This is a genomic window from Streptomyces sp. NPDC102437 (assembly GCF_044765565.1).
Classification (GTDB): domain Bacteria; phylum Actinomycetota; class Actinomycetes; order Streptomycetales; family Streptomycetaceae; genus Streptomyces.
This window is the reverse complement of record NZ_JBIWKI010000011.1, coordinates 138,095-156,626: the sequence shown is the minus strand read 5'-3', so window position 1 is coordinate 156,626 and position 18,532 is coordinate 138,095. Positions and strand designations below refer to the sequence as shown.

Below are 18,532 nucleotides of genomic sequence, written 5' to 3'. Positions count from 1 at the left end.
GTCTCCTGGCGGCCGCTCAGGCGCTGACGTCGGTCAGGTAGTTCTTCGCAGCGATCGGGTCCATGAACCAGTGGAAGAAGTCGCGCGGGTCGTCGAAGCCGTTGACGAAGCGGGCAGCGATACGGGAGTTGGCGCACGCCGCGCCGAAGAGCTCCAGGACGTGCTGCGGCGGGGCGCCGAGCATCGCGTTGGTCCAGGTTGTGGCGTACTGCGCGTTGTCCCAGAAGCGGCCGAAGGCCAGCTCCATGAACGCGGCGTCGTACGGGCGCTCGCCGTGGTCCAGGATGGTGGCGAGGTAGGAGGCCGCGCACTTCGAGGCGTTGTTGGAACCCTGGCCGGTGATTGGGTCGTTGAGGACGACGACATCGGCGAGGCCGAGCACCTGCGCGCCGGAGGGCAGCGCGGCGACGGCCTTGCGGACGGTCGGCGCGAAGCGGCCCGCGAGAGTACCGTTCCAGTCGGTGAGAGCGATCTCGGTGCAGCGCTCGGCCTCCCACGGGACATACGTCCGCAGCAGCTCCTGGAACTTCGCCAGCTGCTGGTCGGGGGTGAGCCCGTCGAAGCAGTCGAGCGGGCCCCCCGGGATGCCCTCGAAGAACATGATGTCGCAAGGGCCGCTGGTGGTGAGGCTGGGCATGGTGAAGTACTCGCCCACACCGGGGATGACGTTGAAGCTGACGCCGGGGCGGTCGGGCAGCGGCGCCATGCCGGTGACGTACGCCAGGGCCAGCGCGCGCTGCGGAGCGTCGTACGGGGAACGCTCGGCGTCCCGCTGGAACAGTCCGGCGATCTCGCCCTTGCCGGCCGCGACGATCACCAGGTCGGACTCTGCGGCGTAGCGCTCCAGGTCCTCGACGCCGGCCTCGCGGATGTCCAGACGGCCGCCGCGGCGCGCGAACTCACCCATCCAGAGCGGCATTTTGACGCGCTGGTCGATGGAACGGGCGGTGGCTTCGAGGCGGGCGTCGAAGGAGAGCGCCCGGCCGCCCTGGCCGTTGGCGATGTTCACGCCGAGCCCGGCGATCGACGGGCAGGCGTCGCCCCAGAAGTCGAGGCCGAGGTTGCGCTCGTGGGCCAGCGCGGTGCCGAACATGGCCTGGCTGGACATGACCCGGCCCTCGCGGATCTGGTCTCCGGTGCGGGTGGACACGACGGTGACCTCGTAGCCGTGGCTGACCAGACCGATAGCGAGCTGGAGGCCGGCCTGGCCGGCTCCGACGATGGTGATCTTGCGCATGGGGGGACCTCCGGGGGTCGCGTTGTGCGGTTTTGAGCGGGGCTTCGGCGACGTGGCGGCGTCAACGAGTGGGGGGTTCGCATGTGTGGAATTCGGCTGCCCGCCGGAGGGGGCCGGCGAGCAGCCGCGGGAAGCCGGTTCGCCCGTAGGACCGGGGGATGGGTCCCGGGTCACCCGGCCGTCTGAAGGGGCCGGCCGAATCGGTGAGCCGACGCGGCAGAGGCAAGGGTGCCCCGACGTGCAGGGGTACGGTCTCGGCGGCCTCCTCCACGCCGGTCGCGCACAGCTCGCGCAGCGTGCATGCGACGGGCTGTCCGCTGGGCGTGGCTTTACTCCCGTGACGAGTGCACTCCAGCCCGGCACTCCCTGCATCGTTGAATCCCTGGTTTCTTCTCGGGGCCGAGGCGGCCGGGGATCAACCTTGGTATGCAAAGATCATCTTCGCTATCCGGATCACGCGGATCGCTGTCCTGATCGCGCATCTCGGCGGTGGAGGTTCACATGCCCAGTGAAGAGCCCCCTCTCGCAAACCACCAGCGGTTTCACACAGCAGACATTTGGGAGGCGCGGGCCGAGGTCGGCCGCGCCTTCTGCCCGCATGAGCTGCGCATCATGCAGCGCTCGGCGACGCTCGACGCCCGGCTGCACGGCGCACCCTTTGATCGGACAGGCCTGTATTACCTCGATTACGGAACGGAAGTCCGGATCACGCCAGGTGACCTGGAAAGCTTTTTCCTTGTCCAGATCCCGCTGGCCGGTTACGCCGAAATCACCTGCGGTCGCGAGGAGATCATTTCCTCCCCAGAACTCGCTTCTGTCCCCTCTCCGACCGGAACGTTGGACATGCGCTGGGGTGATGGCAATCCGCAGCTGATCGTGTGGTTCGACCGATCGTCCCTGGAATCGCATTTGGCCAGTCTGCTCGGCCGCACCGTGCGCCGCCCGATCTTCTTCTCGCTCGGTATGGACCTCACCACACCGGGCTCGCGCTCCTGGCTCAACATCGTCGACCTCATGCGCCGGGAGGCAGAGGGGTCTGGCGGCATGACAAGCCAGCCCATCGTGACAAGACAGCTTGAATCACTCCTCATGACACAGCTGTTGATGGCCCAGCCCAACAACTACACGCCGGCGCTGCTCGGCGAGCAACCGCGCGTCGCACCGCCCGCGGTCCGCCGCGCCATGGAGATCATCGAGGGGCACGCCGCCGAGCCGCTCACGGTCGCCGAGATCGCGGAATGCGTCGGCGTCGGCGTACGGGCCCTCCAGGAAGGTTTCCGCCGGCACCTCGACACGACACCGCTCGCGTACCTGCGCGAGGTCCGCCTGGACCGCATACGCAAGGAACTCCTGGCTTCCGACCCGGGTGCCACGACCGTCACCGCCATCGCATCCCGCTGGGGCTTCTTGCACCCAGGCCGCTTCTCACTCGCGTACCGCCAACAGTTCGGGGAGTCGCCTTCGGAGACGTTGCGGTCATAGGAGGGCATCCGGTCGTGGCCGGGGCGGGCGGACGGCCGAGGCAGCCGAAAATGTGTTGCCCGGGAGAGGGCGTTTCCTGGTGGGGTGAGCGTTCTCGGACATACCCATCGCCCGTCACCGTGGGCCAGGACGACGCCGTCCATCCGACCGTCGTCCACGCCTACTCGGCCCTGTCCGTCGCCGAGCCACAGGACCGGGAGGCCGTCCGGACGGTGACGTCGGTCTTCGACGCCCGCGCGATCGCCGCCCAGGCCCCACGCCGACCGGACTGGGAAGCCATGCGCACCGCCGTCATGACCGACCTGCTCCGCGCCAAGTTCGGCCAGCACCCCGAACTCGCCGCCGTCCTGCTGGCCACGGGTGACGCCACCCTGGTCTACGAGGAGCAGTCGTACTTCTGGGGCGACCGGGGTGGCCCTGGCCGCAACTGGACGGGCCGTCTCCTGGAACTCGTACGCTCCGAACTGCGGTCCCGCCAGGCGGGATGGACGTGAGGCCGCCGGAGCTGCGCCTGGGGTGGACCCCGGCACGTCCTGGGCCGCAGTTCCTCCTGGACCTGTCCGCAGGGTTCACGTCCGGCTTCTCCGCCATCCGCTTCCAAGGCCACTTGCGGGCCACGACCGGCAGCATGCAACCCTGACTCGCCGTACCTCCAGGCGGCGGGTGACGATTCAAGGTGGCACCGTATGCGATACGCCATCTCCAGGTACTCCTCGACCGAGTCAATCCTTCCCCGAACGTCTTCGCGAGCCGCTCCCTTCGAACTGCTCGCTGATGGAGGGCATACGTCATGGCGCCGGAGAGAGCGATACATGGCGCGATCGGTGCCCTGGGACCGGCCGTCTCGTGCGGGCATCTGGGCGTAGCCCATAAACGAGGTAAGCATGACGTTCAGAGAATCCGGGCTGCTGCATCAGGCGGGAGAACTCAGGTGACAACCACCTTGATCGCGCATCGATCGTGGGTGTGCTGACCGGCCGCCGGTCCGACATGGTCGAAGACCGCACCCGTGTCGTCAACCGCCTGCGCGGCACGCTGCTGCACATGTTCCCGGCCCTGGAACGGACCCTGGACATGACCAACACCGGCCCTCTCAGACTGCTGACGGCCTACCAGGCCCCGGCAGCGATCCGCCGCGCTGGCGTCACGCCGCTGACGAAATGGCTGGCCAACCGCAAGGTCCGCAACGCCGCAGCCCTCGCCGAAGCCGCCGTCGAGGCCGCCGAACGCCAGCACACTGCCGTCCCCGGAGAGAAGACCATCGCGAAGCTGGTCCATACCCTGGCCGAGGAGGTGATGGTCCTCAATGAGCAGGTTTCCGAGATGGACAAGCTCATCGAGGGCCGGTTTCGCGAGCATGAGATCGCCGACATCATCCTGAGCGTCCCCGGCATCGGAGCAACCCTCGGCGCCGAGTGCCTCGCCTCCGTCGTCGGCAACCACACACCGCGCCCACCCACAGCCCGCCCCTGGCGACCCGGGCGCGGTGTTCAGCGGTGCGCAGGTGCTCGGGCCGCAGGCGGCGGGCGTACAACCGGCTTCTCGGCGGGCGACGGGGCTCGTCATCGGCAGGTGCTTGCCCGTGCCGGTCCCCACAGCCCCGCCCGTGATCGCGCAGGCAGTATGGCGACCAGACGCCCTGCTCGACGGCTATCGCTTGGCGGCCACAAAACCCCACTGGTCGACCGGCTCGCCGACGGCAGGCTCTTCGGGGCGCCACAGGCTGATCGAGCCGAAGCCCGGCTCCACCAGCTCGAGTCCGTCCGCGAAGCTCCCCATGATCTCCCTGGGACGCGAGATGTACGGCATGGCACCGCCACTGGCGTACTCGTCGGACCCGGCCTGCGTCTCAGGAGTCGCGATGGTGTCGCACAGCATCAGGTAGCTGCCCGCGGGCAGCGCGTCCAAGTAGCTGCGCAGCAGCGCCGCGGCCTCGTCCGAGTCCGCGACGTGTCCCAGCGTCGAGAGCACCATCACCGCCACCGGCCGGTCGAGGTCCAGCGTCCGGCCGGCCTCGCGCAACACCGTCTTGGCGTCCGTCAGGTCCGCGTGCACATAGTCCGTCGCCCCTTCGGGCCGGCTGGTCAGCAGGGCGCGTGCATGGGCCAGGACGATCGGGTCGTTGTCCACGTACACGATGCGTGCCGTCGGCTCGACGTCCTGGGCGACCTCGTGCGTCGCGTTCGCCGTCGGCAGACCGGTGCCGAGGTCCAGGAACTGCCGCACCCCCGCCTCACCGGCCAGATAGCGCACCGCTCGTGCCTGGAACGCCCGGGAGGCGCGCGCTATCTCAATGATCTGTGGGTACAACTCCTCCATCGTCGCCCCGAGCCGGCGGTCCACCTCGTAATTGTCCTTGCCACCCAGCCAGTAGTTCCACACCCGGGCCGAATGCGGCGTGCCCGTGTCGATTCCGTCCACCGGCGTCCGCATGCCCTGCTCGTCAGTCATCAGCCCTCTTCATCTCGCACATCGGCTGCGCGGACGACCTCCCGTACCGCGCACGCCCATGCTTCCTCACCAGCAACATCCGCACCAGCCCGGCAAGGAAGTAACCCCCTTACAAGGCCCGGAGAAAGAACCGGGCACAGACCCGGGGAGACGGGCGTGGTGGACTCGTTCCTGCCGGGAATCAGACTGTCGGGGATCACCAGGATGGGGACGGCGTCCGCAACGGGGCGGCGGGCTCTCTGTCGTAGCGGCGGAACCGAGCATGGCACCCTCACCGCGCTCAGGCCTCTCGGTATGTTGCACAAACTCCGACGTCGCTGCTTGCCGCGATTGCGCAGAGACGGGTCTCGAACCGTGCTTCAGGATGTGCGATCAGACAAGGCGTGAGCCGGATGAAACATCCAGTTCACCGTGACGACATCGGGAGTCCGCTGTGCTCTGGAGAAAACTGCTCGTCCCCCTGATCTCGCTCCTGCTCCTGCTGACGGCTTCTGCCGGCGCGGGTGCGGCAGCGGCGTCCACCGGTTCCCCCGCCGGTGCCGGTGCCGAGGCGGCCGCGGCCGACTACGGCGCTCCCGGCCCCTACGCCACCGCGGTGGAGGTCGGGGCGGTGACCACCCTGTACTACCCGCGTGACATCGCGACCAGCGACCGCCGCCACCCCGTGATCGTGTGGGGAAACGGCACCTTCGCCTTCCCGGTCGTCTACCGCGACCTGTTGCTCCACTGGGCCAGTCAGGGCTTCATCGTTGCCGCCGCCAACACCCCGCAGTCCAACCTCGGCATCTCCATGCGCGCCGGGATCGACCTGCTCACCCGTCGCAACGCCGACCAGGGCAGCCCCTTCCACGACCGTGTCGACCTGGAGCACATCGGCGCGTCCGGTCACTCGCAGGGCGGCGCCGCTGCCATCGTCGTCGGCTCGGACCCGCGCATCGACACCATCCTGCCCATCCAGCCCGGGCCCCTCGCCGACATCGACGACGTACACGTACCCGCGCTCCTCCTGGCCGGGCAGAAGGACAGCATCGTCTTCCCCTTCCTGGTCAAGGCCTTCTACAACGACGCCGACCACATACCGGCCATCTACGGGGAACTGCGCGGCGCCGATCACTTCACGGTCGTAGGCGACCCCGGCCCGTTCGCCGCGCCCACCACCGCCTGGTTCAAGGCACACCTGATGGGGGACCAGACGGCGAGGGCACAGTTCTTCGGGGCCGGTTGCGGAATCTGCACCGACAGCGGCACCTGGTCCGACGTCCGCCGCAACGGCCTCGCAAACCAGTGACCCGCTCCCGGAGATCCCTTCCGCCGTGACCGGCGGCCGTCCCGATCCACGCCGCGCGTGGTCGACGGCGACGTGGTGCCCGCCGCCCCGCCCCTTCCCGAGGCCGCCCTGCTGCTGGGCTGCAACCGGGAGGAAGGAGTACCGGCTGTGGTTGTACCCGGCGCAACCGTGGACCGGATCAGCCGGCTCACTCTGGGGCTGACACTGCTGAACCACCCCGGCGCCGGCCCGGTCCTCGCACCCCGGCACGAGGAACTCGGCGCCTGGCTCTGACAGATGACAGGCCGTGCGCTCGCCGACGCCGGCCGTGGTTCATCCGCTTTCCGCTGCTCCTGCGGACCCCTGCCATCCGGTGACCCCGCGGCGATCCGCGGGCCCGGCCAGGTCCCTGGCGACGAGCGCCGCCTGGATCAGCCGCGCCTGCGCGGGAACCGCGAGGTCGAGGCCCGTCAGCGCGCTCACTCGCTGCAACCGGTAGTCCAGGGTGTTGCGGTGGACGCACAGCTCCAACGCCGTCTGGCGGCGGTTGAGCCCCCGCTCCACGAACACGCGCAGCGTCTCAAGCAGGTACGGATGCTCCTCCAGGGGGTCGAGTTTGGCCGCCAGCCGCATCAGGCCGTCCCCGGGGCGCGCGAGCTGGTGCTCCAGCAGCACGTCGTCGAGGCGGTAGCACCCGGGCGGGCGTCCCAGGCGCCGGACGAGATCCAGCACGCGGCCGGCCTCCTGCGCCGCCGAGGGGATCGCCGTCGGTACGGAGGAGCGGGCGGCGGCGGCACGCACGGGCTGCCCCACGTCCTTCTCCAGCCGGGCCACCAGGCCCGGCACGTCGGCCCTGTCCGGCAACAAGGCGATCCGAGCGACGTGGTCCATCAGCACAGGGATCCCGGTGAAGGCGTCGAGCGAGGACTGCACCAATCTGCTCGGCGGGTCGGACTCGAACGCGAAGGCAACCACCTCGTACTCACCCGCCACGGCCACCCGCGCCACGCCCGCCAGCTCTTCGTACGGCCGTCCTGCCAGTAGGGCGCCGAGCAGGGCCCGCCGTACGCGCTTGTCCTCGCTGTGGAGGTCCTCCTGGGCGTTCTGGTGGGCGAGGACGACCGCGGGCAGCGCGGCGTGCAGGCAGGCGAGCAGCTTGCCGCCCGCCCCGGCCAGCTCACCGGGCTCCGCGACCTCTGTCAGCGTCTGCCACCACACCTCGGCGCCGATCAGGTACGCGGCGATCACCGCCTCCAGGGGGACGCGCTCCTCGGCCCGGCGCGCCGACCACTCGATGAGCCGGGTCAGATCGCCCTGCCCCATCGGACCCCCGCCGCCGTCGCGCAGTGCCCTGAGCAACAGCGCGTGCACCGCCGCGATGGACCGCGCCACCTCGCCCTGGAGGGTGGCGCGGGGCAGCGCCCCGTAGAACGGCGCCTCCGCCGCGCAGCGCGCGACCACGACAGCCGTGAGGTCACCGACCCGGGCGGCCATCCGGGCGTGCAGGTCCGACATCGGCGCATCGTCACACCGCCCCGGCCGTGCCGTCAATCGGAGCCCCGGGTCCCGTGGCGCGGGCAGTGCGTCGGGCGTGTCCCCGAACCGCTCCCGGCCGCCAACTCGTCGACGAAAGAGGCGACGTCATGTGGCGGGGGCGAGTGCGGTGTGGGCGCTTCCGGTGACGGGGTCCTCGTCGATGCCGATGGCGGGGAAGAAGCAGCGCGAGACGAACTGGCAGTCGCCTTCGGGGTGATCCGCCACGGCGGTCGCGATGATCCCCCGCTCGGGGAGGGGGCCGTGGTCGGGGCCGCGAGGTCGGGGGCGAGGGCGAGATGTCCGCCGGTCCCGCCGACCACGCCTGGTACCCGGTCCGGGCGGTCACGGGCCCATGCCCGGATGGACCGCGGTGACGAGGGCCGGACCCGCGCCGAAGCTCCGCTGCATAGTTGGACCCGGCTACGTCACGTCGAAGGGCTCACGCCCGTGTGAGATCGGCCAGGGAGATCGGTGAACCGAGGATCCGCTCGGCCGCGCGATGCCCTGATTGGAGCGCGCCGTGGACAGTGGCCGGCTCGCGCCCGCAGGTTGCTTCTCCCGCAAAGTGCAGAACGCCGTCGACGGGTTCTGCCATCGCATCGTGATCGTCGTGCGAGGATCCGACGGCGACGTAGGAGTACGAGCCGAGGGCCAGAGGATCGACGCCCCAGCGTGTGATCCAATGTGCTACGGGCTCGGGGACGGAGTCGCCGTAGATTTCCCGTAGGGGGCCGAGGACCGACGAGATCACCTCTTCGTCGGTCTTCTGCTCGATCTCCCGCCCCCAAGCGCCGCCGGCGAAGGTCAGCAGCATCGGCTTGCCGCTCACCACGGAGACGTCGTACCAGGAGTGCCAGGGGACGCCGGCCCGGCCGTGCTGCCGGATCGCGTAGACGCCGTCCTGCCAGAAACGGCTCGGAAACTGAAGGAAGACCTTGTTGAACACGCCCATCCCGAGTCGGGCGATCGGCCCCGCAACGGCGTCGGGCAGAGCGGGCGTGAACTCGATCGCCCCTGCTTTGAGCACACCCAACGGCACTGTGATGATCACTTGCGCGGCGTGGAAGGACTGGTCCTCCGTGTCGACTCGCACCCCAGTGGCCGACCTGGTGATGGCGGTCACGGTCATTCCCAAACGAACGTCGAGGCCTTCTGCGAGAGTCCGGGGAAGCACATCGTAGCCACCCGGAAAGATCACTTCGTCACCTTCGATGGTGTCCTCGTCGAGGGCGTGAGCGGCGACCTGTTCGATCTCTGCGCCGCATTGCTCTTCCGTGCGGTGCCGATAGAACGCGCGGACCCGTTCGGCTCGTTCGGGTTCCCATCCGGTCGCGGCAAGGGCGCGCTCGGCAGCGGTGGCGTAACTCTCGTCGTGACCGGACGCCGCGCTGGTCAGCTGGAAGAGGTCATCTGCCGTGTCGACGTCAACGGTCCACTGCCGTGTCGCGTCGTCGTCCAGGAGACGCTGCGATTCGTCGTAGTCGGCGATCGGCCGCCCGCCGGCCTGGAAGCTCCCGACCGTGAACTCGCGTGTCTCCATCCCGAGTGCGGTGACAAGTCCCGTGAGCGGGTTGCCGGTGAGGCCATGGATCCATGAGGCGCCGTGATCGACGGAGAACCCTGCCGTGCGGTCCGTCCAGATCCGCCCACCGATACGGTCTCGCGCCTCAAGCACGACCACGCGTTGTCCTGCGAGGTGCAGCAGTCGAGCTGCGGTGATTCCGGCGATTCCCGCGCCGACGACGATGGTGTCCATCATCTTCTCTCTTCTCCAGGGAACTTGAAGTCAGACCTGCGTGTCAGCCGTCGGAGCAGGCGTGCCGCCGACGGCGAAGCTGTTCATTCCGCGCGAGCACCTGTGGAACGGGCGCTGCCACCAGGTCGCCGATGTGCGCAACGTGAGGACTTGGTACAGCTCCTGGCGCTCGTACGGGTGTCGGGCGTCGCTGTTGGCTGTGAAAGTCGCGACGAGTGGACCGCAGCCACAGGTCTCGGCAGCCCGGACTGCAGTTGGCGGGGGCCGAGGAGCGCTGGTTGAAGCCGATGCCGATCGAGCGAACGGGCTCGACGGGAAGGCAGAGGAGGTCGGCGTACGGGGTCGAGGGCGGTCGTTCGGCGGGGCCGCCGACCGGCAGACCGGGCATCGTCTCGGCGCCGCATCGCGAAGCGCCGAGTTGAGCCCGCTGTTACCGGGCGTGGGAGTGGCCTAGTTGAGCGAGAGCGCGGTCCAGCATGTCGGCGAAGAAGTCGGCCGCGATGGTGTCGATGCACAGCGGAGGCTTGATCTTCAGGACGTTGAGGTGGTCTCCGGTGGGCTGGACGACGACGCCGAGGTCGAGCATGCGGTCGCAGAGTTCGGCGGTCTCTTCGGTGGCGGGTTCCAGGGTGGTGCGGTCCCGGACGAGTTCGAGGCCGAGGTAGAGGCCCGTGCCGTGGACGGCGCCGATGATGCCGTAGCGGTCGGCCAGGGCTTCGAGTCGGATCTTCAGATGGCTGCCGACGCGTACCGCGTTGCCCTGGAGGTCCTCGTCGCGCAGGGTGTCCAGGACGGTGAGGCCCACGGCGCTGGAGACCGGGCTGCCTCCCGTGGAGGAGAAGAAGTAGCCCTGGTCACGGTAGCGGTCGGCGACCGGCTTGGAGGTGATGACGGCGCCGAGGGGGTGGCCGTTGCCCATGGCCTTGGCGACGCACACGATGTCGGGGACGACCTGTTGCTGCTCGAAGCCCCAGAACCAGTGTCCCAGGCGGCCGTAGCCGGCCTGGACCTCGTCGGCGACGGCCAGGCCGCCGTGACGGCGGATGGCCCCGTACACCTGGGCGAGATAGCCGTCGGGCAGGGCGACGCCACCGGCGTTGCCGTAGAAGGTCTCGCTGATGAAGGCTCCTGCCGGACGGCCCGCAGCGGCCAGTTCGTCGATCTCCGCGACGGCTTCGGGGGCGTAGCGCACGGCATCCGCCCCGCGGTGCCGGCCGCGATAGGAATTGGGTGAGTCCACGGTGTGGACCCAGTTCGGGCGGGTGGCCAGCGCGTCCGGGTTGTCCTGCAGCGAGGTGGAGACGGCATCGGAGGCGTATGTCCAGCCGTGGTAGGCCTCGCGCAGTGCGACGGCATCGTGCTGTCCGGAGGCCCCGATGGCCAGCCGGAGGCCCAGGTCCACCGCCTCGGAACCGGAGTTGACGAGGAACACCGTGTCCAGGGGATCGGGGAGGAGGGTGGCGAGGCGTTCGGTGAACTCCACCACCGAGGCGTAGTGGAAGCGCGAGTTGGTGTTGAGCCGTCGCAGTTGCCGGGAGACCGCCTGCTCGACGCAGGGGTGGGCATGGCCCAGCGGGGTGACGTTGTTGACGATGTCGAGGTACGAGCGGCCTTCGGTGGACAGGAGATGGTGGCGCCAACCACGCTCGATACGGGGAGGGTTGGCGTAGTAGTGCTCCTGCACGGTCGCGAACACGGCGTCACGCCGGTCGAGCAGGTCCCTCTCGCCCGTACCGTCGGACTCGACCGGGAGACCGAGAAGCGGGGCGGGGTCGGCGGTGAGCGCGAGCCAGCCGGCGGCGTACTCGGGACGGACCAGAGCAGGGACAGCGGGGCTGTCGGCGTCGCGCAGCGCGAGGTGGAGGGTGGTTCCGGAGGGGACGCGGGCGACGTCCTCACCCGCCTGCACCGTCGCACCGGTGGTGACCGCCGGGTGGACCGCGCGGGGGAACGACAACGTCAGCACCTGCTCGCCGTAGGTGAGCTCCACACGACCCGGCACCGCGGCGAGGACCTTCCCCGCGTCGGGGGCCTGCGCCACGGCGTCCCGGCCGAGCCGCACATCGATGCCGGTGGGCACCGTGGCGGCGGACACCGCCGACAGGGCCGGCGCCTGAGTGAGCCGCGCCTGCGCGTACCGGGTGGCGACCGCGAGTGCACCGTCCGCGAGTGCGGAGGCAGCCAGCCGGTGCTCGGTACCGGCCTTGAGCCAGGCTCCGTGATCCATGGAATCGGCGTCGGTGGACAGGTCGAGGACGGTGATTTCGGCTGCGGCGAGGTTCCGCAGTAGAGGGCGCACCGGTGCGGCGGCCTGCGCGGTTCGGGCAGCGGAGTCGGCCATGTCGGTCGCGTCCCTGACTAGGCGGCTCATCACCGGCATGGGCAGCCGGGTGGCCTGTTCGAATATGCGCCATTCCCGGTCGAGGGCGGCCCTGGCGTAGGCGTTGTCCTCGTCGACCGCGGCTTGCTGCCGCCCGCTGGCCACCAGGACGGCGGCGCGCAGGATCACGAGCGGCCACAACGCCTCCGTCTCCTCGGGGGAGAGCGGCCGAACGGCGTGGAAGGCGCGGACGGCCGGCAGCAGGTGGTGAGGCTCGATACCGTCGTGGTGGAGCATTGAGGACAGTGACACGGCAAGCTCACCGACCGCCCAGCTCATCGTCACGTCACCGAAGTCGATGACCCCGTCCGGCATCGGCGGACGGGTGTCGGGGCAGCGGATCAGGTTGTCGTCGGTGAGATCCAGGTGCACCGCCTGCAACGGCAGCGCGGCGGCGAGCTCCTGGACGCGGGCCCAGGCCTCGACGGTCGCGGCCTCGACGGCATTGCGCCGGTCGGGCTCTTCGATGTGGGCGGCGAGCCTGGCGACGACACGGTCGGCATGCCGCAGGTCCCACTGGAGCACGCGCTCAAGGCCCGGGTGCCGGAAGTCGCGCAGGGTGGTGCTGGCCTTGCCGACGATCGTGCCCATGGCCGCCACCGTGGTCGGGGACAGGTGGCGGGGTCCCGAGAGTGTCCCGCCGGGCAGGTAGCGCAGCAGTCTCGCGACGGCCGGACCGTTCTCGGTGTCCACCGTCGTGCGACGCGGGGAGCCGTCGGGGCGGCGCAGGACGGTGGCGACGCGCAGTTCCGGATGCGCCGAGGCGATGAGGTCGGCTGCCGCGTCCTGGGCTTCGATCTCCGTGGTGCCGAAGGCAGGGTTGGAGATCTTCAGGATCGCAGCGGGTGTCACGTCGTCGGTGTGCAGCAGGAAGTTGGCGTCCTGCTGGCTGCCCAGCGACTGCGCGCGAGCAGTGATGCCGAGGTGTTCGGCAGCGATGAGCTCACAATCGGCCGGCGCCACGCGGGGTGCAGGCAGCGCGTTCTCGGTGAAGAAGTCGATCGTGCGGTACTCGTCGGGCAGCATGCAGGGTTCCTCGGCTGGTGCGGGCAAAGAGGGCTGGGAGGCTCGGATGCCTCAGTCGACGTGCCACAGGAAGCGGTGAGTGTGAATGCCGAAGTAGGGGAAGTTCTCCACGGATGCGACCCCCTCGATGGGCCGCACGATGTCGTTGATGAAGTCCAGAAGATCCCGAGGTTGACTGCACACCACCTCCGCGAACAGGTCGAAGCCGCCGGCTGTCAGGACCGTGTACACGACTTCGTCGTGCCGTGACAGCTCAACGGCCACTGCCCGGGGATCGCCGTCGACGCGCAAGCCCAGGAGCGCCATCGTCTGCTGGCCCATGGTCATCGGGTCGGTCACTCCGACGACCTGGACCGCCTTGGTGTCGATCAGCCGCTGCAGCCGGAGCCTTGCGGCCGAGGGTGACAACCCCACCTTCGGCCCCAGATCGGCGTAAGGGATCCGGCCGTCGATCTGGAGCTCCCGCAGGATGGCCCGGTCGGTGTCGTCCATGAAGCACCCCTCTCTCCTGCGTGAACGGCAGGTATTGCACTTGCTTCAAGCACAATGGCGGATCTGTGTGCTCGATTCAAGCGTGCAGACGATTTATTCGAGCGAATCGCGGCGTTGGTCTCGTGAGCATCCGGGCGATTCCCACCGCGGCTGGAACTTCGAACCGGGCAAGCTCCACGCCGTGGACACACGGGCAGAACAACGAACTCCCCCGCCCGGTCGGGGACCGGACGGGGGAGGCGCGGTGGATGGGGCGGGTCAGGGCTTGACGCGGACCACCTGCGGGTCGTGGTCGGAGGCCTGGGTGGCGAACTCGCTGTTGATGTGGACGATGTCGTAGCGAGTCTGCTGCGGCTTGAACGCGGGGCTGACCAGGATGTGGTCGAGCACCTGCGAGTTGCCCTGGAAGATGTACGAGTAGCGCTCGGACGCGGGCAGTTCGTTCGCCAGGTCGCGCAGGACGCCGCCCTTGGTGAGGGTCTGGAGCGTGGGCGAGAACTGGTAGTCGTTGAAGTCGCCGAGGGAGACCACCCGGGCGCCGGGGGCGGCGGCCAGGAGCTTGGAGACGAAGGCCTGCTCGGCCTCGGCCTGCTTGGAGCGCTGGACCTCGGAGCTGCGGGTCGGGGCCTGGAAGCGGCTGTCCAGCCCCTGGTCGCCGCCCTTGCTGTTGAAGTGGTTGGCGATCACGAAGACCGGCTTGTCGTGGAACTCGAACTGACCGACCAGCGGCTTGCGGCTGCTGTTCCATGCCGCGTTGGCAGGGTCGATCCGGCCCGGGGAGGCGGTCAGCGAGGTGAGCTCGCCGGTGCCGGTCACGTCCACGGCGGTGGTGGAGTCGCCACCGGGTATGTCGGTGAAGGAGACGCGGTCGGGGTTGAACAGGAACACCTGGCGGATGTTGCCGCCGGGCTCGCCGCCGTCCTTGCCGTTCACCGGGTCGACGGAGCGCCAGTCGTAGGCGGGGCCGCCGGCCGCCTTGATCGCCTCGACGAACTTGGCGATGGTGGCGCCGGCCGTGACCGTGCCGTCGTCGACCGGACCGTTGTCGTCCTGGACCTCTTCCAGGGCCAGGATGTCGGGCGAGCGCAGGTTGGTGACGACGCCGGCCGCCAGCTCGGCGAACTTCTCGTCCGGGTCGCTCGGGTCGAGGTTCTCGACGTTGTACGTGCCGATCTTGAGCTCGCTCGGCAGGCCGGACTGCGTGACCTCCCGCTTCAGCCCGCCGGACTGGACGGCGCCGAGCCGGGTCGCCTGCACCGCGTAACCACCGAAATTGGTGTAGTCAAGCGGGCCTCCGGTGGCGCCGGTGAGCCGGTCGCCGACATCGGCGACGGGGAAGTCGGCGGCCGCGCCCAGCGACTGGACCATGAGCCGGCCGGAGTTCTGCTGGTCGTAGCCGAGGTACACGGAACCGCCGCGGGACGAACGCGGGTCCTGCTCACGGGCGTTCACCCACAGCTCGTGGTACGAGTTGCTGGCCTGCGTCACCGGCACGTCGCGGACCTCGACGTTCATGCCCTCCAGCGACTCGTACAGGTCGAGCGCGTAGGCGTCGGGCCGCAGCGGCAGGGACTCGATCGAGCCGCCCGCCGCGTCCGGGGCGTATGCCGCCGGGATGGCCGAGCCGTCCAGCACGACCGGGGCGGGCACCGGGTTGTCCGAGGAGACGACGGTGACCTTGGCGGTGGACAACTCGGTGAGGGACTGCGAGCCGCCGGAGCGGTTCGGGTAGTACTCGGTCACCTTGGCCGTGACCAGGACCGAGTCGCCGACCTTGACGGCCGGGCCGGCGCCGCCGGTGTAGACGAAGACGCCCTCGCTGGTGGCCGGGTCGGCGTCCGGGTCCGGGTCCTGGATCCAGAAGCCCTTGGTGCCGTACGTACGGAGGCCGGTGACGATGCCGGGAACGCCCGTGACCGTCTGGCCGGCCAGCGGCGAGACGCGGGTGACGCCCTGGATGTCGTGGACGCGGACCGTGCCGGGCTCGGTCGGGCCGGTGCCGCCCCCGTCGGAGCCGCCGGGGGCGGACTCGCCCTTGCTGTTGACCGGGGTGGGCTCGCCGGCCTGGAAGTCGGCGGCGTTGTCGTCGGTGTCGGCGAGAGACGCGGCGCGAGCCACCGAGGCACTGTTGGAGGCGCCGGGGGCGGCGCCGGAGCCCTCGTGGACCACGGCGGTGCCGAAGCCCACCAGGTCGACGACGCGCGGGTCGGCGGCACAGTCCGCGGCGGTCTTGCAGGTCAGCGCGTCGGTGCCGTTGACGAGCGCGATGGTGCCCGAGGTGGCGGACAGGGCCAGGCTGCCGGCGGTGTCGGCGGTCGGGAGGTCCACGGTGCCGCCCGTGCCCGCCGCCTCGGCGACCAGGTAGCGGGCGCCGGCGGCGACCGCGCCGCTCAGCGGGGTGACCCCCCACTTGCTGGTGGCGCTGGGGTTGCCCGGCAGGTACTGCACGCTGTGGCCGGCCAGGCCGAAGGCGGCCCCGGACGGGTTGGCGAGTTCGATGAAGTCATTCTTCAGCGTCGCGCCGGAGTTGCCGCCACCGCCGTACACCTCGGCGATGACCACGTCCGCGGACGTGGTGGCGACCGCGCCGGTCAGCGGGACGAGCACCAGCGACGCGGTGACCGCGGCAGGCAGGGTAGCGCGCAGCAGTGTGCGGCGGGTGGAAAGGGGACTGGGCACCGTTGCGGCACTCCTTATGGCAGAACACAGCCCGGTCGCCGCAGCGGCGCCAGGATCGGTGAGGGATCGTCAACGTGCTGACGGGGGACGCTCAAGGGCGTCTCGCGCAGATCCAGAAGCTGAAGATACGCGCGTAGAACATGGCGTAACAAGGCTTCGGACATGAACTTCTCGTCACCATGCCCACCTGTCCGGTCGCTGTTCCCGCAAGTCGCACCAAGCCGTGCACCGGAGCCGGACCATCGTCACGCGGGGTGGAGAGTGCACCGAACCGCCAGGCAGCCCACTCGGGACTCGTTGCGTCATTCGCTCTTCGGCACCGTCGCCTCGGCAAGGGCAGGTCGGCGGTGAATCTCGAACCATCCGCCGGAGGGAGACATGTGGCGGCGAGCACTTGTCGTCTCGCCTTTTAGCAATCGAGCTGAGACCCACCGTCGGGTCTCGCTGAGGTCCCGGTAGTGCTGTCAGGCTGTGGGCGCCCTTGCCCGGCCGCTTCGGGGTGAGGGGAGGGGAAGACTGGCGTCACAGGTCGTCGACCTGGACCAGTCCGTCCTGGATTGCTCGTGCCAGGAGCGCGGCCTTGGTGGGCGCCTCCCTGCCGATCATTGCGTACTTGATCCGGATGTGTTCGAGGTGGGTGTTGACCGTGCGCGGTGAGATACCCAGGCGTTGGCCCACGAAGTCCTTGGACTCGGACTGGAACCACTCGACCAGCACCTCGGTCTCTCGCGCCGAGAGCGTCGGCCGGCTGGCGGAGCGGTCACCTGCCAGCGCTCCTGCCAGCGACGGCGGAGTGTACGCGCGGCCTGATGCCGCAGCGACGGAGGCTTCGAGGAGATGCTCGGCGCCCTCGGCCTTGGTCAGGTAGCTCAGGGCCCCCAACTCCAGGCACTGCAAAGCGATCTCGTCATCCGCACGCATCGAGTAGACGACGACCCGTCGCCCCGCCTGAGCCAGCCTGCGAAGCTCGCTCATGGCCGGCGTCGGCCCGCCCAGGTGCAGGTCGAGGATCACCACATCGGCGGTGGCGCCCTCGCCGGCCCACGCGACCCGGACATCGTCACCCGATGCCGCGACCTGGATCGGTGGGGTGCCGGTGACCAGCCATTGGGCGACCCCGGCACGCACTGCGGGGTGGTCGTCGACGATGACGGCGCTCAGCTCTGTTGCTTGCGCCATCTTGCCTCCAGCCGCAAGGATTCACCGTAGACGCCGTACTCGACCCCGACTCGGCCGGTGGATTCGATGACCAGGTCGGCGCAGGCGTCGGCTACCACAGCGATGCGTACCTCCTCATCGGTGCGCAGCATGCTCACCCTGGCACGGATCCGCGCCGCCGACAATGCCGTGACCACCGGCCCGGTCAGCTCATGGCGCACCTGCGAGGGCACCGGCACGGCGGCGCCACTGATCGCGAACGACACGTCCACGCCTCGTCGCTCCGCCGCGTCGACGCACGCGGTGACCTCGTGCACCAATGGGTCGGGCACGTTGTCGTTCTCGGCGAACAGCCGCCGCAACTGTGTCGCCGCAAGCGCACATCGCCGCTGGGTCTCACTGTCGCGTGGGTCCAGCTCGCCGTCGGACAGGCCCGCAAGAAGCGACAGCGTCGAGCCCAACTGGTCGGCAAACAGGTTCCGTTGGCCCTGTTCCCACTGCTGTGCCGTCAGTACCCGGGTCACCAGCCGGTCCTTCTCCTCGGCCACCGCCATCGCCTCGTGGGTCTGCCGGTGCAGCACTTGCGTGATCACTACGACCGCCAGCTGGACGTTGACCGCGCCGAACGCGGCGGCACCGGCCGCACCCAACGTCGCGCGGTCCGGCATGCCTGCTGAAAGGAACAGTCCCACGCCTGTCACCAGATGCGCGGCCAGAACCGTGATCAGCACCCGGACCCGGTCCAGCAGCAGCAACAGCAGGTGCCACCCCACCAGGCCGAACGACCAGTCGGACGCTTGGAAACGCCGGTCCGGGGCGAGCGCGGCCGGGGCGCAGAACGACACGGCGAGCACCACTGCCGTGCCGGCCACCACGAGGGCGACGGGCAACGCCTTTCGCCGCAGCACCCACCCGCCGCAGACGGCGGTGACAGACGCCAGGGCGATGAAGGCGGCGACGGCGAGCCATCGGTGCCGGTACTCCTGTGCGAGCAGGGGATGCAGGCACAGGCCGAACTGCAGAATGCCGGTGGCGCAGACCAGGATGATCCGCATCGTCGCGTAGACG

13 protein-coding genes and 2 pseudogenes are annotated in these 18,532 nt (G+C 69.6%); 5 read left to right on the top strand and 10 right to left on the bottom strand.

Annotation, left to right across the window (positions count from 1 at the left end):
- Positions 1–16: 16 nt before the first annotated feature.
- Positions 17–1,237 (bottom strand): styrene monooxygenase/indole monooxygenase family protein, encoded by a 1,221-nt coding sequence (locus tag ACIRJP_RS16565; protein ID WP_404173803.1) that lies wholly within the window; start codon positions 1,235–1,237, stop codon positions 17–19.
- 501 nt (positions 1,238–1,738) lie between these two features.
- Between ACIRJP_RS16565 and ACIRJP_RS16560 the strand changes: the two genes are divergently transcribed.
- The 3 genes and pseudogenes from ACIRJP_RS16560 to ACIRJP_RS16550 all read left to right on the top strand — a co-directional run.
- Positions 1,739–2,719, top strand: a complete 981-nt coding sequence (locus tag ACIRJP_RS16560; protein WP_404173800.1) for an AraC family transcriptional regulator — start codon at positions 1,739–1,741, stop codon at positions 2,717–2,719.
- Between the two features lie 50 nt (positions 2,720–2,769).
- Positions 2,770–3,213, top strand: a complete 444-nt coding sequence (locus ACIRJP_RS16555; RefSeq protein WP_404173797.1) for an NADAR family protein — start codon at positions 2,770–2,772, stop codon at positions 3,211–3,213.
- Between the two features lie 472 nt (positions 3,214–3,685).
- A pseudogene (locus ACIRJP_RS16550) lies at positions 3,686–4,159 on the top strand (IS110 family transposase); the annotation flags it as partial.
- 210 nt (positions 4,160–4,369) lie between these two features.
- On the opposite strand, the gene ACIRJP_RS16545 reads toward ACIRJP_RS16550, so the two are convergent.
- Entirely contained in the window at positions 4,370–5,170 is an 801-nt protein-coding gene (locus ACIRJP_RS16545; protein WP_404173794.1) for an SAM-dependent methyltransferase, read from the bottom strand.
- Positions 5,171–5,603: 433 nt separating this feature from the next.
- Here ACIRJP_RS16545 and ACIRJP_RS16540 point away from each other — a divergent pair, with 433 nt between their 5' ends.
- Positions 5,604–6,458: an alpha/beta hydrolase family protein gene (locus ACIRJP_RS16540; protein ID WP_404173791.1), complete on the top strand. Its 855-nt coding sequence runs from the start codon at positions 5,604–5,606 to the stop codon at positions 6,456–6,458.
- Between the two features lie 57 nt (positions 6,459–6,515).
- Positions 6,516–6,731: a hypothetical protein gene (locus ACIRJP_RS16535; protein ID WP_404173788.1), complete on the top strand. Its 216-nt coding sequence runs from the start codon at positions 6,516–6,518 to the stop codon at positions 6,729–6,731.
- A 39-nt stretch (positions 6,732–6,770) separates the two neighbouring features.
- Here ACIRJP_RS16535 and ACIRJP_RS16530 read toward each other — a convergent pair whose 3' ends face one another.
- From ACIRJP_RS16530 to ACIRJP_RS16495, 8 genes and pseudogenes are all read right to left on the bottom strand, one after another.
- The gene (locus ACIRJP_RS16530; RefSeq protein WP_404173785.1) at positions 6,771–7,952 is read right to left on the bottom strand and encodes a PucR family transcriptional regulator; all 1,182 of its coding nucleotides are present in this window, start codon (positions 7,950–7,952) and stop codon (positions 6,771–6,773) included.
- Positions 7,953–8,087: 135 nt separating this feature from the next.
- Positions 8,088–8,234: pseudogene (locus tag ACIRJP_RS16525) on the bottom strand (PhzF family phenazine biosynthesis protein); the annotation flags it as partial.
- Positions 8,235–8,412: 178 nt separating this feature from the next.
- The gene (locus ACIRJP_RS16520) at positions 8,413–9,732 is read right to left on the bottom strand and encodes a flavin monoamine oxidase family protein (RefSeq protein WP_404173782.1); all 1,320 of its coding nucleotides are present in this window, start codon (positions 9,730–9,732) and stop codon (positions 8,413–8,415) included.
- Positions 9,733–10,159: 427 nt separating this feature from the next.
- Positions 10,160–13,135, bottom strand: a complete 2,976-nt coding sequence (locus ACIRJP_RS16515; RefSeq protein ID WP_404173778.1) for an aminotransferase — start codon at positions 13,133–13,135, stop codon at positions 10,160–10,162.
- 51 nt (positions 13,136–13,186) lie between these two features.
- Positions 13,187–13,627, bottom strand: a complete 441-nt coding sequence (locus ACIRJP_RS16510) for an Lrp/AsnC family transcriptional regulator (RefSeq protein WP_404173775.1) — start codon at positions 13,625–13,627, stop codon at positions 13,187–13,189.
- A gap of 258 nt (positions 13,628–13,885) precedes the next feature.
- Positions 13,886–16,306: an endonuclease/exonuclease/phosphatase family protein gene (locus tag ACIRJP_RS16505; protein ID WP_404173772.1), complete on the bottom strand. Its 2,421-nt coding sequence runs from the start codon at positions 16,304–16,306 to the stop codon at positions 13,886–13,888.
- Between the two features lie 522 nt (positions 16,307–16,828).
- The gene (locus ACIRJP_RS16500) at positions 16,829–17,485 is read right to left on the bottom strand and encodes a response regulator (protein ID WP_404173769.1); all 657 of its coding nucleotides are present in this window, start codon (positions 17,483–17,485) and stop codon (positions 16,829–16,831) included.
- On the bottom strand, positions 17,464–18,519 hold the full coding sequence (locus ACIRJP_RS16495) for a hypothetical protein (protein ID WP_404173766.1): 1,056 nt from the start codon (positions 18,517–18,519) through the stop codon (positions 17,464–17,466). The genes ACIRJP_RS16500 and ACIRJP_RS16495 overlap by 22 nt, the downstream gene beginning before the upstream one ends.
- Positions 18,520–18,532: the final 13 nt, after the last annotated feature.